This window comes from Caulobacter zeae (assembly GCF_002858925.1).
Lineage (GTDB): Bacteria > Pseudomonadota > Alphaproteobacteria > Caulobacterales > Caulobacteraceae > Caulobacter > Caulobacter zeae.
The window spans coordinates 77,431-101,913 of the sequence record NZ_PJRS01000020.1 but is presented as its reverse complement, the minus strand read 5'-3'; the positions used below and the strand labels follow the sequence as shown (position 1 = coordinate 101,913).

The 24,483-nt window shown below is 70.6% G+C and carries 19 protein-coding genes and 1 pseudogene; 14 read left to right on the top strand and 6 right to left on the bottom strand.

Annotated elements, in window-relative coordinates; genetic code table 11:
• The first annotated feature begins 9 nt into the window (after positions 1-9).
• Positions 10-765, top strand: coding sequence for an SDR family oxidoreductase (locus SGCZBJ_RS11170; protein ID WP_101718079.1), 756 nt, complete (start codon positions 10-12; stop codon positions 763-765).
• A gap of 200 nt (positions 766-965) precedes the next feature.
• Here SGCZBJ_RS11170 and SGCZBJ_RS11165 read toward each other — a convergent pair whose 3' ends face one another.
• The 5 genes from SGCZBJ_RS11165 to SGCZBJ_RS11145 all read right to left on the bottom strand — a co-directional run bounded on the left by SGCZBJ_RS11165 (position 966) and on the right by SGCZBJ_RS11145 (position 7,345).
• Positions 966-3,239: a TonB-dependent receptor gene (locus SGCZBJ_RS11165; protein WP_101718101.1), complete on the bottom strand. Its 2,274-nt coding sequence runs from the start codon at positions 3,237-3,239 to the stop codon at positions 966-968.
• 188 nt (positions 3,240-3,427) lie between these two features.
• Positions 3,428-4,519 carry a DUF3667 domain-containing protein gene (locus SGCZBJ_RS11160; protein WP_240621480.1) on the bottom strand — a complete coding sequence of 364 codons (1,092 nt, stop codon included), beginning with the start codon at positions 4,517-4,519 and terminating at the stop codon, positions 3,428-3,430.
• A 133-nt stretch (positions 4,520-4,652) separates the two neighbouring features.
• Positions 4,653-5,195: a UTRA domain-containing protein gene (locus SGCZBJ_RS11155; protein ID WP_101718078.1), complete on the bottom strand. Its 543-nt coding sequence runs from the start codon at positions 5,193-5,195 to the stop codon at positions 4,653-4,655.
• 90 nt (positions 5,196-5,285) lie between these two features.
• Positions 5,286-5,996 carry a histidine utilization repressor gene (gene hutC, locus SGCZBJ_RS11150; RefSeq protein WP_101718077.1) on the bottom strand — a complete coding sequence of 237 codons (711 nt, stop codon included), beginning with the start codon at positions 5,994-5,996 and terminating at the stop codon, positions 5,286-5,288.
• Positions 5,993-7,345, bottom strand: a complete 1,353-nt coding sequence (locus tag SGCZBJ_RS11145) for a formimidoylglutamate deiminase (RefSeq protein ID WP_240621483.1) — start codon at positions 7,343-7,345, stop codon at positions 5,993-5,995. The genes hutC and SGCZBJ_RS11145 overlap by 4 nt, the downstream gene beginning before the upstream one ends.
• A 217-nt stretch (positions 7,346-7,562) precedes the next feature.
• Between SGCZBJ_RS11145 and hutI the strand changes: the two genes are divergently transcribed.
• Genes hutI through hutG form a run of 3 tightly spaced genes read left to right on the top strand, consistent with a single transcriptional unit; the run spans position 7,563 to position 11,130 of the window.
• Complete coding sequence (gene hutI / locus SGCZBJ_RS11140; RefSeq protein ID WP_101718075.1) at positions 7,563-8,771, top strand: imidazolonepropionase; 1,209 nt, start codon at positions 7,563-7,565, stop codon at positions 8,769-8,771.
• Positions 8,753-10,303 carry a histidine ammonia-lyase gene (hutH, locus tag SGCZBJ_RS11135; protein ID WP_420808159.1) on the top strand — a complete coding sequence of 517 codons (1,551 nt, stop codon included), beginning with the start codon at positions 8,753-8,755 and terminating at the stop codon, positions 10,301-10,303. The genes hutI and hutH overlap by 19 nt, the downstream gene beginning before the upstream one ends.
• Complete coding sequence (gene hutG / locus SGCZBJ_RS11130) at positions 10,300-11,130, top strand: N-formylglutamate deformylase (protein ID WP_101718073.1); 831 nt, start codon at positions 10,300-10,302, stop codon at positions 11,128-11,130. The genes hutH and hutG overlap by 4 nt, the downstream gene beginning before the upstream one ends.
• Here the strand turns inward: hutG and SGCZBJ_RS26080 are convergent.
• Positions 11,117-11,264, bottom strand: a pseudogene (locus tag SGCZBJ_RS26080) (hypothetical protein); the annotation flags it as partial. The gene hutG and the pseudogene SGCZBJ_RS26080 overlap by 14 nt on opposite strands.
• 23 nt (positions 11,265-11,287) lie before the next feature.
• On the opposite strand from SGCZBJ_RS26080, the gene hutU reads away from it, so the two are divergent.
• From hutU to SGCZBJ_RS11080, 10 genes are read left to right on the top strand one after another with little or no spacing between them, the layout of a single operon-like run.
• Positions 11,288-12,952 (top strand): urocanate hydratase, encoded by a 1,665-nt coding sequence (gene hutU, locus SGCZBJ_RS11125; protein WP_101718072.1) that lies wholly within the window; start codon positions 11,288-11,290, stop codon positions 12,950-12,952.
• The gene (locus SGCZBJ_RS11120; protein ID WP_101718071.1) at positions 12,952-13,494 is read left to right on the top strand and encodes a HutD/Ves family protein; all 543 of its coding nucleotides are present in this window, start codon (positions 12,952-12,954) and stop codon (positions 13,492-13,494) included. The genes hutU and SGCZBJ_RS11120 overlap by 1 nt, the downstream gene beginning before the upstream one ends.
• A 39-nt stretch (positions 13,495-13,533) precedes the next feature.
• The gene (locus SGCZBJ_RS11115; RefSeq protein ID WP_101718070.1) at positions 13,534-14,034 is read left to right on the top strand and encodes a chemotaxis protein CheW; all 501 of its coding nucleotides are present in this window, start codon (positions 13,534-13,536) and stop codon (positions 14,032-14,034) included.
• Positions 14,035-14,075: 41 nt separating this feature from the next.
• Positions 14,076-15,464, top strand: coding sequence for a CheR family methyltransferase (locus SGCZBJ_RS11110; protein WP_205685370.1), 1,389 nt, complete (start codon positions 14,076-14,078; stop codon positions 15,462-15,464).
• A 7-nt stretch (positions 15,465-15,471) separates the two neighbouring features.
• A complete protein-coding gene (locus tag SGCZBJ_RS11105; RefSeq protein ID WP_101718069.1) occupies positions 15,472-16,047 on the top strand; it encodes a chemotaxis protein CheW in 576 nt (191 codons plus the stop codon).
• Positions 16,047-17,717 carry a methyl-accepting chemotaxis protein gene (locus SGCZBJ_RS11100; RefSeq protein ID WP_101718068.1) on the top strand — a complete coding sequence of 557 codons (1,671 nt, stop codon included), beginning with the start codon at positions 16,047-16,049 and terminating at the stop codon, positions 17,715-17,717. Before SGCZBJ_RS11105 ends, SGCZBJ_RS11100 begins: the two co-directional genes overlap by 1 nt.
• A gap of 7 nt (positions 17,718-17,724) precedes the next feature.
• Complete coding sequence (locus tag SGCZBJ_RS11095) at positions 17,725-19,818, top strand: hybrid sensor histidine kinase/response regulator (protein WP_101718067.1); 2,094 nt, start codon at positions 17,725-17,727, stop codon at positions 19,816-19,818.
• Positions 19,815-20,888, top strand: coding sequence for a chemotaxis-specific protein-glutamate methyltransferase CheB (gene cheB, locus SGCZBJ_RS11090; protein ID WP_205685369.1), 1,074 nt, complete (start codon positions 19,815-19,817; stop codon positions 20,886-20,888). The genes SGCZBJ_RS11095 and cheB overlap by 4 nt, the downstream gene beginning before the upstream one ends.
• The gene (locus tag SGCZBJ_RS11085; RefSeq protein ID WP_101718065.1) at positions 20,885-22,534 is read left to right on the top strand and encodes a response regulator; all 1,650 of its coding nucleotides are present in this window, start codon (positions 20,885-20,887) and stop codon (positions 22,532-22,534) included. Before cheB ends, SGCZBJ_RS11085 begins: the two co-directional genes overlap by 4 nt.
• Positions 22,531-24,345: a response regulator gene (locus tag SGCZBJ_RS11080; RefSeq protein ID WP_101718064.1), complete on the top strand. Its 1,815-nt coding sequence runs from the start codon at positions 22,531-22,533 to the stop codon at positions 24,343-24,345. Before SGCZBJ_RS11085 ends, SGCZBJ_RS11080 begins: the two co-directional genes overlap by 4 nt.
• Positions 24,346-24,483: the final 138 nt, after the last annotated feature.

Sequence of the window (24,483 nt, the reverse complement as noted above, 5' to 3'; positions counted from 1 at the left end):
GCATACGCCATGACCGATCTTTCCGGCCGCACCGTCCTGATCACCGGCGCCTCGTCGGGCATCGGCGCGAACCTGGCCCTGGCCGCCGCCAAGGCCGGCGCGCGGGTGGCGGTGGCGGCGCGACGGGCCGACCGACTGGCGACCCTGGTCGGCGAGATCGAGGCGATCGGCGGAATGGCCCTGGCGGTGTCGATGGACGTCGAGGACGAGACCTCGGTGATCGCCGCCTATGACGCGGTCGAGGCCTCCTGGGGCGCGCCGAACTCGGTGATCGCCAATGCCGGGATCAATGTCCGCGCCTCGGCGCTGGATATCGCCATCGAGGACTTCGACAAGATCCTGGGGGTCAACACCCGGGGCGTGTTCCTGACCGCCCGCGAGGGCGCGCGGCGGATGATCAAGGCCGGCGTCGAGGCGCGCGGCCGGATCGTTCTGGTGGCCTCGATCGGCGCCCACAAGGTTCTGCCGGGCATCACCGCCTATTGCGCGTCCAAGGCCGCCACGGCCCACATGGGCAAGAGCCTGGCCCGCGAGTGGGCCAGCAAGGGCATCAACGTCAACATTCTCTGCCCCGGCTACATCCGCACCGAACTCAACGACGCCTGGTTCGACAGCGAGGGCGGGCAGAAGCTGGTGGCCGGCTTTCCGCGCAAGCGGCTGATGGACACCAGCGACCTGGAAGCCACGGCGCTGTACCTGGCCTCGGACGCCTCGCGGGCGGTGACGGGATCGGTGTTCACGGTGGACGACGGGCAGTCGCTGTAGAGAGATGCTCCCCCTGTGGGGGAGCTGTCGCGGAGCGACTGAGGGGGGAGTGGCTGATGAGGCGGCCAACGCCCCGGAAGCTGAGAACTTCCCCCCTCCGGCCCTACGGGCCGCCTCCCCCGGAGGGGGAGGATCCAGAAACGAAAAACGCCCCCCGAACCGAAGCTCGGAGGGCGCTCTTCTAGTCCGTCAGCTCAGGATCAACGCAGCTTGGCGCTGAGCGAGATCCCGACGATGCGCGGCTCGTTGTAGACGGCCGCCATGTAGTTCTCGATCACGCCCTTGAGGTTCTTCTCGTTGGTGATGTTGCGGCCGAACAGGGCGACCTCGTAGGCGCCGTTTCCGCCTTCGTAGCCGAGCTTGAGCCCGCCTTCGAAGTTGCCCTTCGAGTAGAACTCGGCCGTGTCGTACAGCACGAAGTTCGTATAGCCCTGCTTGTTCCAGTCAGTGGCGGCGAACAGCTTGCCGTCGGCGCCCACCGGCAGCTCGTAGCGCGCCGTGAAGCTGAGGTTGTACTCGGGCGCGTTGGGCAGCGGCTGGCCGTCGATCTGGGTGAAGTAGTTGGTGCCGAAGGCCCCCGGGATCGCGATCGTCGGCGTCTTGACCGTGCAAACCACGACGCTGTTGAGCGCGCAGACCTGGGCGTAGACCCGCTTGTCGTTGATCTCGCTGTGCAGCAGGCTGAGGCCCGCCGTCAGGGTCAGGTTGGCGATCGGGCGCCACTCGGCGTCGGCTTCCATGCCGTAGGCCTTGGCCTCATCGGCGTTGAACAGCACGCCGTTGCCATTGGCGTCGTTGCCGTTCAGCTGGATGTCGCTGACCTTGTAGGTGAAGGCCGAGGCGTTCAGGCGCAGGCTGTTGTCGAGCAGGACGCTCTTGAAGCCGGCTTCCCACGACAGGATCGTCTCGGAGTCGGCCGTGGTGAAGTCGGAGTTGAACACCGCCGAACGGCCCTGGATGGTCGGGCCGCGGAAGCCCTTGGCCACGCGCGCATAGACGCTGAGGTCGGGGTTCACTTCGTAGAGGGCGCTCAGGTCCCAGCTGGGCTGCTCGTCCGACAGGCGCACGAAGCGACGGCCGGCATAGGTGTCGGCGCCGGCGGCGGTCAGCGAGGTCTTGGCCAGGCGGGTCTTCTTGGCATCGTAGGTGTCGCGCGCGCCGGCCGTGATGGTCAGGGCGTCGGTCACCTTGTAGCTGACCTGGCCGAACAGGGCCCACGAGGTGTTGAGGTTGTTCAGGCGCACCCAGTTGTTGGGGTTACGGGCCGCCACGCCGGTGTTGAGGAAGTAGCCGCGCTGGTAGAAATCGGTGGTGTCGCGCGAGTCGAAATACAGCGCGCCGACCTGCCACTTCAGGCGGTCCTCGCCGTTGCTGGCCAGGCGGATTTCCTGGGTCAGCTGGTCAAGGTCGCGGATCTGGCCCATCGACTGGCCAAAGCCGTTGGCCACGCCGCCGACCGGGAAGTTGGCGCCGGCGCCGCCGTCGGTGTCGCCGCGGCTGTAGCCGCTGGTGGTCTCGTAGGCGCTGATCGAGGTCAGGGTCATGCCGCCGAAGTCGTAGGCGACGTTCAGCGAGGCGCCCTTTGTGTCATAGGCCTGCGGATTGTCGTGCGCTTCGTCGTAGGCGACGCTGTCGCGCGGGGCGTTGACGACGTTCGAGCCCTTCTTGATGGCGTTGCGCAGGAAGAGCGTCGAAGTCCCCTCGTAGTTGCGCACATGGGCCGAGGCCAGGACCGTCAGCTGCTCGGTCGGCTTGGCCAGGATCTGCAGGCGCGCATCCTTCTCGTCGAAGCCGCCCATGGCGTTCTTGCGCGGAGTGACGGTGCCGTCGAGGCTCGTGCCGGCGAAGGTGTTGTCCACCCAGTCGTCGCGGTGCTGGTACAGGGCCGAGACACGGAACATCAGCTTGTCGCCGGCGATCGGGCCGCCGATGCCGCCGTCGAAGGTGGTCGTGCCGTAGGTGCCGTACGAGGCGCTGGCGCGGCCCTGGAAGGTTTCCGACGGGCGGATGGTGTCGAACTTGACGATGCCGGCGGTGGTGTTGCGGCCGAACAGCGAGCCCTGCGGGCCGCGCAGCACTTCAACCTGCTGGACGTCGAACACCGGGTTCGACTTCAGCACCACGTGCTCGAGGACGACGTCGTCCTGGATGATCGACACCGGCTGGGAGGCGCCGAGGTAGAAGTCGATGTTGCCCAGGCCGCGGATGTAGAAGCGCGGGAAGATGCGGCCCGTGGTGGTCTCGGCGTAGAAGCTCGGCACCTTGCCCGACAGCGAGATGATGTCGTCGCCGCCGCCCTGGATGGCGCGCAGCTGGTCACCCGCGACCACGCCGACCGACACCGGCGTGTCCTGCAGGTTCACCGAGCGGCGCTCGGCGGTGACGATGATCTCTTCGAGGCTGGTGGAGTCGGCGGCTTCCTGGGCGTTGGCGGCGGCGCCGAACGCGAGCGCGCCGAGCGCGCTGGTCAGCATCAGCGCCGACCGGCCGAAGGTGGTCTTGGACAAGAAGTAATCCCCTTTTTACGTATAAGCGGCTGCGGCTATTGATTATTTCCGCAACACGCCGTTCGGATATCAGGAGCTTGCAAAGCTGTCATGACACCCCTCGCGGACGGCCGGGGATAAAGTCCGTCCGCGAACAATAAATCGGCAGACCGCCGTCAGATCTGCGACAGCCCCAGCCACAGCAGGCCCGCCAGCAGGAACACGAAGGCCAGCTGGGCCGAGAACCAGACGATGGCGGTCTTGAGCAGGGCGCCGAAGACGTTGGAGCCGTAGACCCCGCGCAGGGTCATGAACAGGTTCACCGGCGCCCACAGCAGCGCCACGAGCACGCCGATGTCGCGCGCCGGGGCCGGCAGGATCATCACCGCCGCCCACAGCAGGAAGATGAACGACAGGTAGTTCATCGACACGATCAGGTGGTCGTACATGTAGAACTTGCGGCGATAGAAGTAGCAGGCGCCCAGGCTGAGGGCGAGGATCGGCAGCAGGAACACCGCCAGCCGGTGGCCCCAGCCGAACACCACGGCGACGAAATAGCCGGGCGTGGCCACGACCTTGTTGAGCTGGGTGTTGAACCACTCCAGCTTGGCCCGCTCGGTCGGCTCGACCTCGCCCACGTCGATGAAGGTGCGCTTGCCGTTCGCGTCGACCCCGTCGGAGAGCAGGCCGCCCTCCTTCATCGACTGCTGGATATCGTTGGTCACCTCGCCGGGGATGGCCCTGACACTGCCATTGATGCTGGGCGGGACGGGTTTGCCGTGCTCGTCGGCCTTGGCCGGACCGTGCGGAGCGGCCTTGGCGTCGCCGTGCTGCCCCTGCGCCGCGTGGTCGCCCTTGTGCTGGGCGTCGTGCATGGCCTTGTGGATCACAACCTCGGCCGACAGGATGAACAGCAGCAGCGAGACCAGGAACAGGCGGAACGGCGGCACGTGCCGCGCGCGCTTGCCGTCGAGATATTCGCGGCTCAGCGTGCCGGGTCGGGCGAACAGCCACGGCAGGGTGCGCCACAGGCGGCCGTCGAAGTGGAACATCCCCTCGATGGCTTCCCAGGTGACGTGCAGGATCGACTTGTGGTGGTCGGAGGCTTCCTGGCCGCAGGCGTGGCAGAAGTGCCCGACCAGTTCGGTCTCGCAGTTGTCGCACTTGGTCCCTGGCGGCGGCGCGGGGTGGCTCGAGCGGCCATCCGACTTGAACCGCGCCAACCATCCGCCCAGCGCACCGCCGCTGATCGCCTCGAGTTCCTTCACGCCACGTCCCCACGCACGCCCCAAGCGCGATTCAGCCCGCGCTCGCGTGCTGATGTACGACAGCTTGGGCGTGCATGCACGAGCCGAACGCCGGAGGATCGACGTTCCTGCCGCTTCGCCCAACCGGCAGGCGTCAGTCGAGGTAGTCCCAGTAGGCCTTGCCTTCCAGGGTTCGCAGCTTCAGGTTCACGGCGCATTGCTCGACATTGAAGAATATCTGGTGCTCGTCGTCGGCCGCTTCGTGCCGATAGACCAGCGCGGGAACGCCGGCGCCCGCTTCCAGAAGTCCAGCCTCCTCGCCCTGGCAAGGCAACGCCCGCGTATCGGAGAAGGTCAGCTTGGCGCGACCGGCCGCGATGTCGGGGATGGCGTTCCAGGCGCGCAGCGGATCGGCGAAGGTCCGCTCCGACGAGCCCAGGGCCGCAAAGACCAGGCTGTCCTGCATGACGCGCTTTTCGACCAGCACAGGCTTGCCGTCCAGCAGGTGCAGGGCGCGCAGATGCAGCACCCGCCGCTCGATGGTGTTGGTGCGGTCCACAGCGAAGTCGAACATGCGGTGGATCACGTCGAGGATCCGCACCTCGCGACGGGGCGGATCAGGCGAGCCGTCCCAGAGGTCCAGCCCGGGCAGGCGAACCTCGGCGGCCGGCAGCAGGTTCAGCGTTTGCTCATTCATGATGGCGATACCCCAGACGGCCGCCTGCCCAAGCGGCTCGCCCGAAGGTGTAGCGCGTCGACCGTTAACGCCAAGGACGAGGTGTCGAAGTCAACGCGCGGGGCCGAAGCGGGCGACCAGGTCGTAGGCCTCGCCCGGGAACAGCTGGCGCACGCGGGTGACCGGCTCGCCGGCCCGCCAGGTGCGGCGCTCGACGGCCAGCAGGGCCGCGCCAGGATCCAGCGCCAGCAGCTCGGCGACAAAGGCTTCCGCGCCCACGGCGCTGATCCGGCTTTCCGCTTCCGTCCAAGGCACGTGGTGCAGCAGCCAGGCGCCAGGCGGCTCGGCGGCGAAATCGGCGGTGGCGGCCTCGGGCACGACGGAAAGGCTGATCAGCCGGTCCTCCAGCGCGAAGGGCCGGCCGCCTGCGATGTGCAGGCCGCGCAGCACGATCAGCTCGCCCTCCCCCGCCAGTTCGATCTCGTCGCCGTCGTCGGGATCGGCCGGACGGCGCTCGGCCGCCAGCAGCCGAAAGGCGTAGGTCTCGCCCCTCGCAGTGATCTCGGCCTGGATGTCGGGGATGTCGAGGACGGTGGAATGCACCTTCGGCCGAGCCACGAACGAGCCCGCGCGACGACGGCGCACGATCAGCCCGGCCTCGGCCAGCGCCGACATCGCCTTGTTCACGGTCATCCGCGAGCAGCCGTACTGGGCCATCAGCTCGCTTTCGAACGGCACGCGATAGCCCGGCGCCCACGCGCCCGAGCGGACCAGGCCCTCGATCTCGTCGCGGATGCGCTGGTGCAGCGGAACGGCGCTCACGACAGCAGGCTCTTGAGCACCTGGCGATAGCGCTCGGCGATCGCCTCGCGATGCCGGTGGCGGCCGCCGGAGACGACGGGCCGGCCCGCGCGCCAGACGCTGTCGATCGCCCCAAAGCGGCCGGCGAAGATCAGGCTGTCGACCAGGGCGTCGCCGCTGCGCCCGACGATGGCCGGGTGCTCGCGATCCAGCGTGACGAAGTCGGCCGGCGCGCCGCGGCGCAGGCCCGGACGGCCGGCGCCCAGGACCTGGCTGCCGCCGGCCACCGCCGCGCGCCACAGCTCGCCGCCGGTCGAGCGCTTGGGACCGCCGGCCAGCACGTTACGGGCGCGGCGGGTCAGGCGCTGGGAATATTCCAGCACCCGCAACTCCTCCGCCGCGTCGATCAGCACGTTGCTGTCCGAGCCGATCCCGAAGGCGCCGCCGGCGGCTTGGTAGTCATGGGCGGGGAAGACGCCATCGCCGAGATTGGCCTCGGTGATGGGGCAGAGTCCCGCCACCGCGCCGCTCTTGGCGAGGCGCTCGGTCTCCATGGCGTTCATGTGGGTGGCGTGGACCAGGCACCACTGCTTGCCGACGTCGGCGTGGTTCATCAGCCAGCGCACCGGACGCTGGCCGGTGGCGGCCAGGCAGTCGTCGACCTCTTTCGTCTGCTCGGCGATGTGGATGTGAGTGGGACCGCCGGCCGCCAGGGGCGTGATCGCGGTCAGCTCTTCGGCGGTGACGGCGCGCAGGCTGTGCGGCGCGACGCCGACCACCGCATCGGGCAGACCGGCGACGGCCGCGCGGCTGGCCTCCAGCAGGCGGGCATAGCCGTCGACGTCGGTGACGAAGCGCTTCTGGCCCTCGCCGGGCGCGGCGCCGCCAAAACCGGAGTGGGCGTAGAACACCGGCAGCAGGGTCAGGCCGATGCCCGTCTCCTGCGCGGCGGCGGCGATCCTCGCCCCCATCTCGGCCGGGTTGTCGAAAGCGCCGCCGTCGGTGTCGTGATGCAGGTAGTGGAACTCGCCGACGCGGGTGAAGCCGCTTTCCAGCATCTCGACCTGGCCCATGGCGGCGATGGCCTGCAAGGCGTCGGGGTCCAGTCGCTCGACAAAGCGGTACATCAGTTCGCGCCAGGTCCAGAAGCTGTCGCTTCCCTCGCCGCGCGCCTCGGTCAGGCCGGCCATCGCCCGCTGGAAGGCGTGGCTGTGCAGGTTGGGCATGCCCGGCAGGGCCGCGCCCAGACGAGGCTCAGAACCGGCGACGACGTCGATGTCGATACGGGCGATACGGCCCTCCGACAGGGTCAGGCGAACACCCTTGGCCCAGCCGTCGGCCAGCAACGCGCTCTCGCACCAGACCACAATGTCCTTGGCAGCCTCGGGAGCCGCCTGAGGCGCGGGTTCGTTCGACGTCTCGATGACCGCCTCTTCGGCGAGCTCGGGGGACGCCTCTTCCGGGCCTTCAAGATTCTCGGCGTCGCTCACTGGACAATCCTCGTCGCTCGCGAATATGTCTATACATATTGAACCGCGCCGCAAGGGTCGCGGAGCACGACTCAAGACGTCACGGGAGGCGCTGGCGATGCGGTGCGATCGAGTTTGGATCAAGGCCCGGCTTGCGACCCTCGCCGAAGGCGCGCCTGGACTGGGCGTCGTCGAGGACGGCGTGATCGCCGCCAAGGACGGCCGGATCGTCTACGCCGGCCCCGCCAGCGACGCCCCAGCCTTCGATGCGGCCGAGATCGTCGACTGCGAAGGTCGCTGGATCACGCCGGGCCTGATCGACCCGCACACCCACCTGATCTTCGGCGGCGACCGCGCCCACGAGTTCGAACTGCGGCTGGCCGGCGCTTCGTACGAAGAAATCGCCAGGGCCGGCGGCGGCATCGTCTCGACCATGAGGGCCACCCGCGAGGCTAGCGAGAGCGAGTTGGTCGCCGCCGCCCTGCCCCGGCTCGACGCCCTGATCGCCGAGGGCCTGACGACGATCGAAGTGAAGTCCGGCTACGGCCTGTCGCTGGAACACGAACTCAAGAGCCTGCGCGCCGCCCGGGCCCTGGCCAGGGCGCGCGCCGTCTCGGTCAAGACCACCTTCCTGGGCGCCCACGCCCTGCCGCCGGAGTTCAAAGGGAACGCCGACGGCTATGTCGACCTCGTCTGCCGCGAGATGATCCCCGCCGTGGCCGCCGAGGGGCTGGCCGACGCGGTGGACGGCTTCTGCGAGGGCATAGGCTTTTCGCCCGCCCAGATCCGCCGGGTGTTCGAAACCGCCCGCGCCCACGGCCTGCCGGTGAAGCTGCACGCCGAGCAGTTGTCGAACCTGCACGGCGCGGCCCTGGCCGCCGAGTTCGGGGCGCTGTCGGCCGATCACCTGGAGCATCTGGACGAGGCCGGGATCGCCGCCATGGCCAGGGCGGGCACGACGGCGGTGCTGCTGCCCGGCGCCTACTACTTCGTGCGCGAGACCAAGCTGCCGCCGCTCAAAGCCCTGCGTGCGGCCGGCGTGCCATTGGCGCTCGCAACCGACTGCAACCCCGGCACCTCGCCGCTGACCAGCCTGCTGCTGACCATGAACATGGCCGCCACCCTCTTTCGCCTGACGGTGGACGAGTGCCTGGCCGGCGTCACCCGGCAGGCCGCCCGGGCGCTCGGCGTGCTGGCCGACCGGGGAACCCTGGAAGCCGGCAAGGCCTGCAACCTCGCCATCTGGGACATCGAGCGTCCCGCCGAACTTGTCTACCGCATGGGCTTCAACCCGCTCCATGCGCGCGTCTGGAGCGCCGTTTCGTGAACACCGAAGTCCTGCATCCCGGCGAGGTCAGCCTCGCCCAATGGAAGTCCGTCTATCGCGGCGCGGCCGCGCGCCTGGCGGACCATGCCTGGCCGGTGATCGAGGCCAGCGCGGCGGCGGTGACCCGCATCCTGGCCAAGGGCCAGCCGGTCTACGGCATCAATACCGGCTTTGGGAAACTGGCCAGCGTGCGCATCGGCGACGAGGACCTGGCGACGCTCCAACGCAACATCGTGCTGTCCCACGCCGCCGGTACGGGCGAGCCGTCGCCGGTTCCGGTGATCCGCCTGATGATGGCCCTGAAGCTGGCCAGCCTGGCGCAAGGCGCCTCGGGCGTGCGGGTCGAGACGGTGAAGCTGCTCGAAGCGATGCTCGAACTGGGCCTGACGCCGGTGGTGCCGAGCCAGGGCTCTGTCGGCGCATCGGGCGACCTGGCGCCCCTCTCACACATGGCCGCGACCATGATCGGGGTCGGCGAAATCGATGTCGGCGGCGTGCGCAAGCCCGCGCTGGAAGCCCTGAGCCGCGCGGGCCTCGCCCCCGTGGAGCTTGGCCCCAAGGAAGGCCTGGCCTTGCTGAACGGCACCCAGTTCTCGACCGCCAACGCCCTGGCCGGCCTGTTCGAGGCCGAGGTGCTGTTCCAGTCGGCCCTGGTCACCGGTGCCCTGTCGACCGAGGCCGCCAAGGGTTCGGACACCCCGTTCGATCCACGCATCCACCAGCTTCGCCGCCACGCAGGCCAGATCGAGACCGCCGCGGCCCTGCGCAGCCTGATGGCGTCCTCCGGCATCCGCGCCTCGCACCTCAAGGAGGACGAGCGCGTGCAGGACCCCTACTGCCTGCGCTGCCAGCCGCAGGTGATGGGCGCGGCGCTGGACGTGCTGCGCCAGGCGGCCACGACCCTCGCCACCGAGGCCAACGGCGTTTCGGACAACCCGCTGATATTTCCGGAAGCGGACGAGGCCCTGTCCGGCGGCAACTTCCACGCCGAGCCGGTGGCCTTCGCCGCCGACATGATCGCCCTGGCGGTCTGCGAGATCGGCTCGATCAGCGAGCGCCGCATTGCCATGCTGGTGGATCCGGCGCTGTCGGGCCTGCCGGCCTTCCTGACGCCAAGGCCCGGCCTCAACTCCGGCTTCATGATCCCGCAGGTCACGGCCGCCGCCCTGGTGTCGGAGAACAAGCAGAAGGCCTATCCGGCCAGTGTCGACTCCATCCCGACCTCAGCCAACCAGGAAGACCACGTGTCGATGGCCGCCCACGGCGCGCGCCGCCTGCTGTCGATGGTCGAGAACGCGACGGCGGTGATCGGCATTGAATTGCTGGCCGCCGCGCAGGGCTGCGACTTCCACGCGCCGCTGACCTCCAGCGCCGTCCTCGAGGCGGTGCGGGGCACGGTGCGGAGCAAGGTTCCGCACCTGTCGGACGACCGTCACTTCCATCCCGACATGGAAGCGGCCAACATCCTGGTGCGGACCGGCGCGATCATCGACGCGGCGGCCGGCGTTCCCTTGCCCGGAGCGACCACATGAGCAGCGACTGGCTGGAAGTCTGGCGGGGCGACGCGCCCCTGATCGTCAGCATCCCCCACTCGGGATCCTTCATCCCCGAGGACATCGAGAAGCGCCTCGTCTCGCCCTGGCTGGCCCGCAAGGACGCCGACTGGTGGATCGAGCGGCTCTACAACTTCGCCGACGACCTGGGCGCGACGACCGTGCGGACGGCCGTTTCCCGCACGGTGATCGACGTCAACCGCGACCCGTCGGGCGCCTCGCTCTATCCAGGCATGGCGACCACCGCGCTCTGCCCCACCGACACCTTCGACGGCGAGCGGCTCTACGCCGAGGGCTTCGAGCCGGACGAGGCCGAGATCGCCGCCCGCCGCGAGCGCTGGTTCATTCCCTATCACGCGGCCCTGCGGGCCGAGATCGACCGGCTGCTGGCGCTGCATGGCAAGGTCGTCCTGTACGATGCCCATTCGATCCGCTCGCGCGCGCCCAGGCTGTTTCCGGGCGAACTGCCGGTGTTCAACATCGGCACGAACTCGGGCCAGAGCTGCGACCGGGCCCTGGCCGCCGCCGTCGAGGCCGCCTGCGAAAGCTCGGGCCTGCCGATGGTGACCAACGGCCGCTTCAAGGGCGGCTGGATCACGCGCCACTACGGCAAGCCCGAGCGCGGCATCCACGCCGTGCAGATGGAGCTGGCCTGTCGCGGCTATATCGACGACCCCTCGCCCCGCATCACCCCGCAGTCCTGGCCCTCGCCCTACCGCCCGCAGAAGGCCGCGCCGATGCGCAGCGTGCTGGGCGACGTGCTGAAGGCCTGCGTCGACTTCGCTTCATCAGCTCCTCCCCCGTGAAACGGGGGAGGTGGCGCGGCGCGAATACGCGCCGTGACGGAGGGGGCGAGTTCAAGCTCGGCGCCCAATCACGCCCCCTCCACCGCTTCGCGGTCCCCCTCCCCCGCGTCGCGGGGGAGGAGTTCGTTCCCCATTCCCCGCCAGAGCCCCGTCATCCATGACCCGCCTCGACAACACCCGCGTCATCCGCCCCGCCACCGGAACCGAGCTCACCGCCAAGTCCTGGCTGACCGAAGCGCCGCTCAGGATGCTGATGAACAACTTGCATCCCGACGTCGCCGAGCGGCCCGAGGAACTGGTGGTCTATGGCGGCATCGGCCGCGCCGCCCGCGACTGGGAGAGCTACGACAAGATCGTCGAGACCCTGCGCCGGCTGGAGGACGACCAGACGCTGCTGGTGCAGTCGGGCAAGCCGGTCGGCGTGTTCCGCACCCATGCCGACGCCCCACGGGTGCTGATCGCCAACTCCAACCTGGTGCCGCGCTGGGCCAACTGGGAGCACTTCAACGAGCTCGATAAGAAGGGCCTGGCCATGTACGGCCAGATGACCGCCGGCTCGTGGATCTATATCGGCGCTCAGGGCATCGTGCAGGGCACCTACGAGACCTTCGTCGAGATGGGCCGCCAGCATTATGCCGGCGATCTTTCCGGAAAGTGGCTGCTGACCGCGGGCCTGGGCGGCATGGGCGGGGCGCAACCGCTGGCCTCGGTGTTCGCCGGGGCATCGTGCCTGGCCATCGAATGCCAGCCCTCGCGGATCGAGATGCGCCTGCGCACCGGCTATCTCGACAGGTCGACCGACAGCCTCGACGAGGCCCTGGCCTGGATCGAGGAGTCGTGCGCCGCCAAGACCCCGATCTCGGTGGGCCTGCTGGGCAACGCCGCGCAACTGCTGCCGCAGATGTACGCGCGCGGCATCCGCCCCGATCTCCTGACCGACCAGACCAGCGCCCATGATCCCATCAACGGCTACCTGCCGGCGGGCTGGACGCTGGAGCAGTGGATGGACGCCCGTGAGCGCGATCCGGCCGGCGTCGACAAGGCCGCCCGCGCCTCGATGGCCGTGCACGTTCAGGCCATGCTCGACTTCCAGGCCGCCGGCGTGCCCACCGTCGACTACGGCAACAACATCCGCCAGATGGCGCTGGAGGAAGGCGTGGCGAACGCCTTCGACTTCCCCGGCTTCGTACCGGCCTATATCCGCCCGCTGTTTTGCCGCGGCATCGGCCCGTTCCGCTGGGCGGCGCTGTCGGGTGATCCGGACGACATCGCCAGGACCGACGCCAAGGTCAAGGAACTGATCCCCGACAATCCGCACCTGCACAACTGGCTCGACATGGCCGGCGCGCGGATCAAGTTCCAGGGCCTGCCGGCGCGTATCTGCTGGGTCGGCCTGGGCGATCGCCACCGCCTGGGCCTGGCCTTCAACGGAATGGTCGCCAAGGGCGAGCTGAAGGCCCCCGTCGTCATCGGCCGCGACCACCTCGACAGCGGCTCGGTCGCCTCGCCCAACCGCGAGACCGAAGCGATGATGGACGGCTCGGACGCCGTGTCGGACTGGCCGCTGCTGAACGCCCTGCTCAACACCGCCTCGGGCGCCACCTGGGTCTCCCTGCACCATGGCGGCGGGGTCGGCATGGGCTTCTCGCAGCACTCGGGCATGGTCATCGTCTGCGACGGCACCGACGCGGCCGCCAAGCGGATCGAGCGCGTGCTGTGGAACGACCCCGCCACCGGCGTCATGCGCCACGCGGATGCTGGCTACGAGATCGCCAAGGACTGCGCGCGCGAGCACGGCCTGGACCTGCCGGGCATTCTCTAGTGCGCCTCCTCCCCGCCGCCAGCCGCATCGCATCTCCCTGGAAGAACGGCGGCGGGACGACCTGGGAGATCGCCGCCCAGCCGCCGGGCGCGGACCTGTCCGCCTTCGACTGGCGGCTGAGCATCGCGCAGGTGGCGACGGCCGGTCCGTTCTCCGTCTTCCCCGGCGTCGACCGTGTACTGACGGTAATCGCCGGCGCGGGCCTGCGACTGACCATCGAGGGCCAGGGCGAGGTCGTGCTGGATGAGGCCTCGAAACCCCTGCCCTTTGCTGGCGACGCCCCGGCGTCCGCGACGCTGGACGCCGGCCCGATCCGCGACCTCAACCTGATGGTCCGGCGGGGCGTCTGGCGGGGCTCGGTTCAGCGCATCGACGGCGCGGCGACGATCAACGCCAACACGCGAACAACGGTGCTGGTCGCGCTCGCTTCCGCCCGGGTCGGCAAACAGGTCCTGGCCGCAGAGGACGCCTTAATCCTCGATCCCGATGCAACCTTGACCGTAGACGGGCGTTTGCTGCTGATCGGCATCGATCCGGCCTGACCGGCGCGTCGGCAGGATCGATCCTTTGCGGAGCCCGGAATGACCAGCAGCCTCTATGTGACCTTCCGCGCCGGCGCGCTGGAAGCGGCCCTGCCGCAGGCGGCGGTGGCCGAGATCCTGCCCGTGCCGGAGCTCGTCGCCGCGCCCGGCGCGCCGCGCGTTCTGGCCGGCTTCGTCAATCTGGGCGGCGAGGCCGTCGCGGCCCTGGCGCTGGACCGCCTTCTGGAGTCGGAGGGCGGCGAGCCCGCCCCCGCCCTCTATCGCCACCTGATCCGCCTGCGCCCCCTGGCCGGCGCGCCGTCGGTGACCCTGCTGGTCGACCGCGTCACCGACGCCGCCGCCCACGCCCCCGACACCCAGGCCGTCGAGGAGGCCGACAGCCTGGGCGGCTGCATCGCCGAGACCGCCCTGATCGATGGTCGGCTGACGCCTGTGCTGTCGCCCGAACACCTGCTGCTGGCCGAGGAGAAGGCGCGCCTGGACGAGTTCGCCCGCCGGGCCCAGGAGCGTCTCGCCGCCTGGGAAAGCGAGCCGGCGTGAAACCGCTCCGGGCGGCCCCGCGCCCCCTGGCCCCTCGCTTATTGGCCCTCGCCGCCGACGAGCCGTTCCAGCGTCTCAAGCGCGCGGTGATCGCCCGCACCGGCCACCACTACTACGCCGACAAGGACGAGGTGCTGTGGGACCGCGTGCAGCGGCGGCTGCTGGCCAACCGTGACCGTGATGTCAGCGCCTATCTGAAACGCCTCTCCGGCGACGATGGCGAAGCGGAATGGGCGGCGCTCGAGACCGAGATCACCATCGGCGAAACCTTCTTCTTCCGCTACGCCGAGCAGTTCACGGCGCTGCGCGAGACGATCCTGCCCGACATCCTCGAGCGCCGAGCGCAAGACAAGCGGATCCGCATCTGGAGCGCCGGTTGCGCCACCGGGGCCGAGCCCTATTCGATCGCCATCCTGCTGTCGCAGATGCTGGGCGAGGCGATCAGCGACTGGCGGATATCGATCCTGGGCGGCGACATCAACGCCGCCTTCCTGGAGACCGCGCGCAAGGGGCAGTTCGGCCGCTGGGCGCTGCGGGCGGTCAGCGACGCCGACCGCTCCCAGTGGTTCACCGAGACGGCCCGCAACACCTGGACGCTGAAGAGCCCCTATCGCGGCCTGGTGCGGTTCGAGCGCCAGAACCTGCTCGACCTGCTGGGCCCGGCCCCGCCGCTGGAGCTGACCGAGTTCGACCTGATCCTGTGCCGCAACGTGCTGATCTACTTCCACCACGATGTGGTCGAGCAGCTCGTGGGCGCGCTGGGAAGCCGGCTGGCGGCCGACGGCTGGCTGCTGCTGGGCCATGCCGAGCCCAACCCCGCCTTCGGCAAGCTGCTGGACGTGACCCAACTGCCCGGCACGGTGGCCTATCGCCCGGCCGATCCGGAGCGTCCAGCCCAGCCAGGACCGAGCTTCGAAGTCTTCGCCGCGCCGGAGCCCGAGCCCTCGTCCCAGCATCTGGCCGAGGCGCCGTCGCCGCGCTGGCGGCCGGCCCCGATCCCGACGCCCGTTCCCTCCCCTGCTCCGCCCGTCGCCGACCTGGTGGAGAGCGTGCGACGCCTGGCCGACGCCGGCGACTATCTCGCCGCCGAGGCCGCCTGCCGGCAGGCCCTGGCGCTGGCGCCCGAGGATCCGGCCCTGCATCTACACGACGGCCTGGTGCTGCAAGCGCTGGGGCGTTCGGCTCCGGCCGAGGCGGCTTTCAAGCGGGCTCTTTATCTCGATCGCAGCTTCGCCCTGGCGCACTATCACCTGGGCCTGCTGCTGCTGGAGCGCGGACGAAGCAAGGCCGCCGCCCGTTCGCTGAAGACCGCCGCCCAGATCGCCGGAACCGTTCCGCCGGATACGCGTTTGGCCCACGGCGCAGGTCTGGACGCCGGCCAGCTGCGCAAGAGCGTCCGTCTGCTGCTGCAGTCGCTCGTGGGGGTGTAAGAACGAGATGAGTAAGGCCGACGCCGTATCCGGCGACGGATTGGGGGGACTTCTGGACGATGCGCGCGCCCAGGCGATCCTGGCGGCGCGCACCCGTCGGCTGGCGCAGCGCCGGACCGCGCCCCAACCCGAAACGCCGCTGGAAGACGTGCTGCTGTGCCAGGCCGGCGCGGGCCTCTTCGCCCTGCCGCTGGCCGCCGTGGAGCGCGTGACCCCGTTCGAGCCTCGCCGCCTGACACCGGCCGGCGGCCGTCCTGGCCTTCTGGGGCTGGCCAGCGTCGAGGGTCGACTGCGCCGCGTGCTCGACCTTTCCCGTCTGACCGGCGGCGCGCCCGCGGCGCCCGACGCCCCCGGCTTCATCGTCGCCCTGCGCGGGGCGGGGAATATGGCCTTGCGCGTGGACGCAGCCCCCGGCGCCGCCAGGGCCTCCCGCGAGGCGCCCGGCGGCGACGCCTTCGAGGGCGGCGCGCGCGGCGTCGTGGCCGAAGGCTCCGGCGATCTCGCCGGCCGCACCGTCACCCTTCTTCATCTCGACGACCTCGTCGTCGACCACCTTTCCGCCGCCTTGGGGGCAAGAGCCTAGTGACCATCGCCAACCGCATCATCCTCGGCTTCGCGGCCGTCACCGTCCTGCTCCTGGGCGTGGGCCTGTTCGGCCTCGTCCAGATCGGCGTGGTCAAGGACACCACCGAGACCATCGTCACCCGCGACATGGCCGTGGTCCGCCAGGTCGCCCAGATCCGCACCACCGCCAACGAGATGCGCGCGGCCAGCGACGCGGTGATCACCAGCTACCTGTCGCGCTCGGCCGGCGGCGCGGGCGGCAACGAGGAAGACCCCGTCACCCGCTGGCGCCAGCGCGGCGTCGACATGGACACGGCGCTGGAAAAGGCGGCCTCGGCCGCTCGCGACTATCGCCAGACCGCCCTGTCGGCCGAGCGCGCCGACGCTTGGCGCCGCATCGAGGACTACCTGAACCAGACCGCCGCTTCCTCGCGCCAGGGACGGACCGACACCGAGAACCTGTTCAGCGCCATCCGCCGCAACGACAGCGCAGGCGTGGCCGCCGCACAGACCGCCCTCGTCCAGCGTCGCGGCGAGTTCGGCCGCGGCATCCAGGGCGCCGAGGATGTGCTGGACGACGCCATCCTCTCGGGTCAGCGCCGCATCAACGACGTCTACAAGGTCAGCCAGGTGTCGATCATCGTCGCCCTGATCGTGGCCGCCGTGATCTCGGGCGCGATCACCTGGGCGATCCGGGGCTCGATCGTCGGGCCGCTGGGCGCATTCATGGGCTTCGTCGGCAAGGTGGGCGAAGGCGACCTGACCGGCCGCGCGGCCGCCGTCAGCAATGACGAGCTCGGCAAGCTGGGCGGCACGCTCAACACCATGGTCGACGGCCTGGTCGTGCTGGCCCGCCAGAGCCGCGAGGCCACCGAGAACCTCAACGCCGCCACCGCCGAGATCCGCGCCTCGACCCAGGAGCAGGCCGCCAGCGTCGAGGAACAGCTGGCCGCCGTGCAGGAGACCGCCGCAACCGTCGACGAGATCACCCACTCCGGCGCCCAGATCGGCAAGCGCGCCCAGGAAGTCATCGCTTCGGCCCAGGCCACCGCCCACACCAGCAATGAGGGCCTTCGCGCCGTCGACGAGACCGCCAAGGCCATGGACGCCATCCGCGAGCAGGCCGAGGCCGTCGCCGAGAACATCGTCGCCCTGTCGGAGAAGACCCAGGCGATCGGCGACATCATCGCCACCGTCAACGACATCTCCGAACGCTCGCACCTGCTGGCCCTGAACGCCGCCATCGAGGCGGCCTCGGCCGGCGAGAACGGCCGCAGCTTCGCGGTCGTGGCCTCGGAGATGAAGATGCTGGCCGACCAGGCCAAGGAAGCCACCACCCAGGTGCGCTCGATCCTCGGCGACATCCAGCGCGGCATCAACGCCTCGGTCATGCTGACCGAAGAGGCCGTCAAGCGCGTGGCCGCCGGCAAGGAGCGCACCGACACCACCCAGCGCACGATCACCGAGATCACCGGCCGGGTGCAGGAAAGCGTGCAGACCTTCCAGCAGATCGTCGCCTCGACCAACCAGCAGCAACTGGGCATCGAGCAGGTGATGGGCGCGCTGCAGAACATCCGCCAGGCCAGCCAGCAGACCGCCGCCGGCACCCGTCAGCTGGACGAGGCCGCCGCCAACCTGTCGGACCTGTCGCGCCAGCTCTTGGCCCTGTCCGAGCGCTACCGGACCTGATCGCGACGTGCCCGACATCCGGCGACAGCTTCTGGCGGCGTTCGACCTCGAACACCGCGAGCACCTCCAGGCGATCCGCCAGGCCATAGCGGCCGGCGGCGAGGCCGACACGCGCGAGATCTTCCGCCGGGCTCACAGCCTGAAGGGCGCAGCGCGGGCGGTCGACCTGCCCGCTGTCGAAGAACACGCCCACGCGCTGGAAAGCCTTTGCGCGGAACTGATGGACGGCCAGCGGACGCTCGACGCCGATACAACGGCGGCGCTGGAAGGCCTGCTCGACGCGGTGGAGGACGCCGCCGGCGCCGCCTACGCCCCGCCCGCGCCCAAGCCGGCGGCGACCACCGCGGCCGTCGCCGACGAAACCGTCGAGTACGTGCGCATCGACGTCGAGGCGGTCGCCGGCCTGTCGCGCGCCATGCAGACCCTGTCGGGCGACGTGCTCGACCACGGGGCCATCGACGAGGACCTGCGCCGCCTCGCCTCTGACGCCCGCAAGCTGGAGCGCCGCTGGCGCGACACGCGCGGCGGCGCGGCGGTCCGGGCGCGCGAGGTCGAGCAGGGCCTGAAGGACCTGTCGCGCGCCCTCAACGAGCTGTCGGTGCGCCGGGTGCGGGCCGGCTGGGCGCTGGACCAGGGCCTGTCGGACCTGCGCGGCCGGGTCGAGGAGATCAGCCAGGCCCCGGCCGAGACCGTGTTCGGCGGCTTCGCCACCATGGTCCGCGACATCGCCCGCGAGGCCGGCGTGGCGGTCGACGTGCGGGTCACGGGCCTGGACACCCGCGCCGACCGCCGGGTGCTGCAGGCGCTGAAGGACCCGGTGATGCACCTGCTGCGCAACGCCGTCAGCCACGGCCGCGAGGCGCCGCAGGCCCGCGCAGCAGCCGGCAAGCCAGAGCGCCTGACCGTCGCCATGACCGTCTCGGCCGCCTCGGGCCGGCTGCGCATCGACATCGCCGACGACGGCCCCGGCCCTGACCTCGCCCGGCTGGAAACCGCCGCCGTCGAGAAAGGGCTGATGCCGTCCCGCCCCGAAGGCGCGCCCGCCCCGACGCCCGAGGAGCTTCTGGCCCACGCCTTCGCCCCGGGCGTCTCCACGGCCCAAGGCGTCGACAAGCTGGCCGGCCGCGGCATGGGCCTGTCCGTCGTCGCCGAAGCGGTGCGCAAGCTGCGTGGCGAACTGCGCCTGACCGCCGGTCGCCCCTGGGGCGCGCGGGTGGCGCTGTCGACCCCGCTGTCGGCCGCGCGGCAGTCGCTATTGTTCGTCGACATCCAGGGCCGCCAGGCCGCCCTGCCCTCGCTGAGCGTGCGCCGACTGTTGCGCCTGGACGCCACCCGGCTGGAAACGGTGGAAGGACACCCGGCGGCACGGATCGCGATCGACGGCGACGACGTTATCGTCCCAATGGTCCCGCTTTCCGCCCTGCTGTCCGGCGTCGCCGCCGAGGTTCCCGTCCACGCCGGCGCCGTGTCCGCCGTGCTGCTCAGCCATGGCCGCCGCCACGTGGCCCTGGCCGTCGACGCCCTGTGCGACGTGCGCTCGGCCCTGGTCGAGGACCTGGACGCCGACGACCTCGACGCCGACCTGATCGCCGGCGCCGTGCAGTTGGACGACCAGGCGCCGGCGCTGGCGCTCGATCCCGACGCCCTGGTGCGCCGCTGGCTGCGCGACCAGCGCCAGCTGGCCGCCGGCGGCCTGGGCTTCGCCGAGGAGGCCGAGGACGCCGACGAGACGACCCGCACCATCCTGGTGGTCGACGACTCCATCACCACCCGGACGCTGGAAAAGAGCATCCTGGAGGCCCAGGGCTATCGCGTGCTGCTGGCCGTCGACGGCCTGGACGCCCTGAACCTGCTGCGCTCGGGCCAGGCGATGATCGACCTAGTCGTGGCCGACATCGAGATGCCGCGCATGGACGGCTTCTCGCTGCTGCAGGCGGTCAAGGCCGACGCGGCCCTGGCCGGCACCCCGGTGATCCTGATGACCTCGCGCGCCGACGCCGCCGACGTGCGCAGGGGCCTCGACCTGGGGGCCGAGGCCTACATCACCAAGCAGAAATTCGACCAGCGCGAGCTGCTGGCGGCGATCGGGCAACTGCTGTGAAGGCCTCGAGCAAACCCGTGCGGGTGATGATCGTCGAGGACTCGATGGTGGTGCGGGTCCTGCTGACCCACATCGTCGAGCGCGATCCGCGCCTGACCGTCGCCGCCGCCGTCGCCTCGGCCGAGGAGGCCCTGGCCTGCATAACCAGCGTCAGGCCCGACGTGATCTCGATGGACATCCGCCTGCCCGGCATGGACGGGCTGGAGGCCACGGCGCGGATCATGTCGGATCATCCCACCCCGATCGTCGTCATCGCCGACGCGGTCGAGGACGCCTCGCTGAAGATCTCGATGAACGCCCTGCGGGCCGGCGCCCTGACGGTGGTGGAGAAACCCGTCGGCCTGGCCACCGACGGCTACGAGCGGCTGGCCGACACCATCTGCACCCAGCTGTTCATCATGAGCAGCGTGCCGGTGATCCGCAGGCGGGCCATCGGCGGCGGAGCGCGCGCCCCGCGCGAGACCGCGCCCATCGCCACGGCGGCCGACTTCCAGGACCTGGGCTATCTGGCCCTGGCCGCCTCGACCGGGGGGCCGCCGGCCCTGGCCCGGGTGCTGGACGCCCTGCCCGCCGACTTTCCCGCCCCGATCCTGATCGTCCAGCACATGGGCGCGGCCTTCATGGAAGGTTTCGCCAGCTGGCTGGACAGCCTGTCGCCGATCCGCGTCGGCGTGGCCAGGGACGGCGAACTGGCCTTGCCCGGCCGCGCCTATGTCGCCCCCGGCGACCGCCACCTGACCCTGACGCCCGGCGGCGTGCTGCGCCTGTCGGGCGCCGCGCCCGTCAGCGGCCAGCGGCCTTCGGCGACGGTCCTGTTTCAGTCGCTGGCCCGATCGGTGGGCTCGCGCTCGGTGGCGGCTCTGCTGACCGGCATGGGCGAGGACGGCGCCAAGGGCCTCTCCGAACTGCGCGCCGCCGGCGGCTTCACGATCGCCGAGCACGAGAGCAGCGCCGTCGTCTACGGCATGCCCGCCGCCGCCGTGAAGCTGGGCGCGGCCCGCGCGGTGCTGAGCCTAGACCTGATCGGTCCGCGCATCGCCCAACTGGCCAAGCGCCGGGAGGACGCATGACCGCGTCGGTCCTGGTCGTCGAGGATTCCGAAACCCAGGCCCTGCGCCTGCGCGGCCTGCTGGAGGCCGAGGGCTTTTCGGTGTCGTGCGCGGCCAGCGGCGAGGCGGCGCTGGAACACCTGAACGCCCACCTGCCCGACCTGATCGTCGCCGACTTCCACCTGCCCGGCATGGACGGCCGGGAGCTGTCGCGGCAGATCCGCCTGAACGGCCGCACCCGCGCCCTGCCGGTGCTGATGCTGACAGGGGCCCGCGAAAGCGACCTGGAGCGCCAGGGCCTGGAAAGCGGCGCCGACGCCTATGTCGCCAAGTCGGCCGACCCCAAGGTGGTGATCGTGCGGCTGAAGGCGTTGCTGCGCCGGGCCCGCGCCGAGACCGCCGCGCCCAAGGCCTCCGAACCCTTCCGCCGCGCCCGGGTGCTGGTGACCCATCCCAGCGCCACGCTGCGCCTGCGCCTGGGCCACCTGCTCGAGCATGACGGCTACGAGGTGGCGACGCTGGAGCGACTGGATCCCGACGCCGCCGCCCTGGACGGCGAACTCGATGGCGTGGTGGTCGGCGTGCGCGGCGGCGACCGCGACGATCTGGCCCTGCTGGCCGCCCTGGACGCCCGCCGCGCACGACTGCCCGCGCCGTTCCAGCTCCTGGCCTTCGGCGGCGAGGAGGCCGACCGCGACCTGCTGACCGACGCCCTCGAAGCCGGGGCCGACGACGTGGTGCCCGCCTCGGCCAATGACGAGGTGGTCCGCGCCCGGGTCCGCGCCCAGCTGCGTCGCAAGCTGATGGCCGACGAAGCCCGCCGCAGCGCCGGCCAGGCCCGCGCCCAGGAACTGGCGCTCGCCCGCGCGGAGGCCCGCGCCGCCGTTGCCGACGACCTGGCCAGCGCCAACCGCCAACTGAAGGACGCCCAGGGCCAGCTGGTCCAGGCCGCCAAGATGGCCTCGCTGGGCGAGCTGGTCGCCGGCATCGCTCACGAGATCAACAACCCGCTGGCCTTCCTGCTGGGCCACCAGGACACCGTCGAGCGCCTGGTCGCCGCGGCCGCCCACGAGACCCCCTCCCCCGGCCTCGACAAGGCCAGGGCGCGCCTGGCCTCGATGCGGGTGGGTATGAAGCGCATCCAGGATCTCGTCCTGAACCTGCGCAAGTTCTCGCGCCTGGACGAGGGCGACCGCCACGTGCTGGACGCCGCCGACTCCATCGAGACCGTGCTGGCCCTGCTGACCCACAAGCTGGGCGACGGCATCGAGGTGCGCCGCGCCTACGCCGCCCGCAACACCCTGGAGGGCTCGCCCGCCCTGCTGAACCAAGTGGTGATGAACATCGTCGGCAACGCCGCCGACGCGCTGGAGGGGCCCAATGGGGGCCAGGGCGTCATCGCCATCACCACCCGCGACCAGGACGGCGACTTTGTCATCGTGGTCGAGGACTCCGGCCCCGGCGTGCCGGCCGACCTGCGCGACCGCATCTTCGAACCGTTCTTCACGACCAAGCCCGTGGGCGCCGGCACGGGCCTTGGCCTGGCCATCGCCTACAACGTAGTGCGCGCCCACGGCGGCTCGATCGCCATCGACCAGGGCGACCTGGGCGGGGCGCGCTTCACCATCACCATCCCGCCACCTGTCACCGACGGAGAAGGCCGATGAGCGCCTCCGGGGGCGAGCGCCCGACGATCCTGGTCGTCGACGACGAGCCCGATATCCTCGTCGCCCTGGAAGACCTGCTGGAGGACCGCTACCGCGTCCTGACCAGCAACGCCCCGGGCAAGGCCCTGGACATCCTGGCCCAGGAGCCGTCGGTGTCCTTGATCCTGTCGGACCAGCGAATGCCGGGCCTGACCGGCGACCAGTTCCTGGCCGCCGCCCGCTCGATCAGCGACGCCGAGTCCATCCTGCTGACCGGCTATGCCGACCTGTCGGCCGTGGTCGCCGCCCTGAACCTGGGCGGCGTCAGCGGCTATGTCGCCAAGCCGTGGGAGCCCGAGGCCCTGCGCGCGGCCGTCGCGGCCGGCGTCGAGCGCACGCGCCTGCGCCGCGCCCTGCGGACCGAACAGGCCCTGCTGCGCGGCCTGATGCACAGCATCCCGGCCGTCATCGCCTTCAAGGATGCGCAAGGCCGGGTCGTGCGCACCAACGCCGCCGAAGAGCATCCCTTCGCCGACGCCCCGCAGGCCGCCGAGGCCCTGGCCGCGGGCCAGCCCGTGCAGGTGGTCGAGGAAGAGGCCACCCTGGCGGGGCCGGTCTGGACCGAGCGCCAGTACGTGCCGCTGCGCGACGAGGCCGGCCACCTGCTGGTCATCGAGCGCGACATCACCGACCAGAAGATGGCCGAGATCCGCCTGCGCCAGGCCGACAAGCTGCAAGCCCTGGGCACCCTGGCCGGCGGCGTGGCGCACGACTTCAACAACCTGCTGACCGCGATCCTGGGCAGCCTGGAGCTGGCCGGCCGCCGCCTGTCCGACGCCGACAAGGTGAGGCGCTATCTCGACAACGCCAGCCTGGCGGCGCGCAAGGGCGCGGCCCTGACCCACCGCCTGCTCGGCTTCAGCCGCCAGCAGGAGAGCCAGCCCAAGGTGGTCGACGTGGCCGACACCCTGATGGGCATGGACGCGATCCTGGTTCGCACCCTGGGCGGCGCGGTGCGCATCGCCTGGGACCTGCCGACCGACCTGTGGTCGGCGCATGTCGAGCCCGACCAGCTGGAGCTGGCGGTGCTGAACCTGTCGGTTAACGCCCGCGACGCCATGCCCGGCGGCGGGGTGATCTCGATCAGCGCCCGCAACTTCGCCATGGCCGGCCCGACCGCGCGCCACGACCTGCCCGACGGCGACTATGTGCTGGTCACGGTGCGCGACACCGGCGAGGGCATCAGTCCCGAACTGATGGCCCGGATCTTCGAGCCGTTCTTCACCACCAAGCCGGTCGGCAAGGGCACGGGCCTTGGCCTGTCGATGGTCTACGGTTTCGCGCAGCGTTCGGGCGGGGCGATCGACATCGAGAGCCAGCCTGGCGAAGGCACGGCGGTGAACCTCTACCTGCCGCGCGGCTCGGGCGACTGCGGCCCGGGCGAGGACTGCGCGCCGGCCGACGCCGCCCTGGACAGGCAGCCCTCGCGCACCGTTCTGGTGGTCGACGACGACCCGACCGTGCGGGCGGTGACGGTGGCCATGGTCCGCGACCTCGGCCACCGGGTGATCGAGGCCGAGGACGGCGAGCAGGCCCTTCGCAAGGTGCGCGAGGCCGGCCCCGACCTGATGATCGTCGACTTCGCCATGCCCGGCATGACCGGCCTGGAACTGGCCCGCGCGGCCGAGGAGCTGTCGCCCGGAATCCGGGTTATACTGGTCACCGGCCACGCCGACGTGACGCCCGACCGCACGGACCTGTCGATGGTGCGCAAGCCCTTCGAGAACAGGGAACTGGCCGACCGTATCCGCTCAGTGCTGGCCGGCGCGTAGGTCGACATTCGAACAATGTTCGATTGAATCTCAAGCTTGCAGCTTGAGCATAGCCAAGCACATGCGCGTCGTCCTGACGCAGCAATCCTGCCTTTTCATCGCCTTATCTGAATGGTTAACGACGCCCGTGGCGCGCTA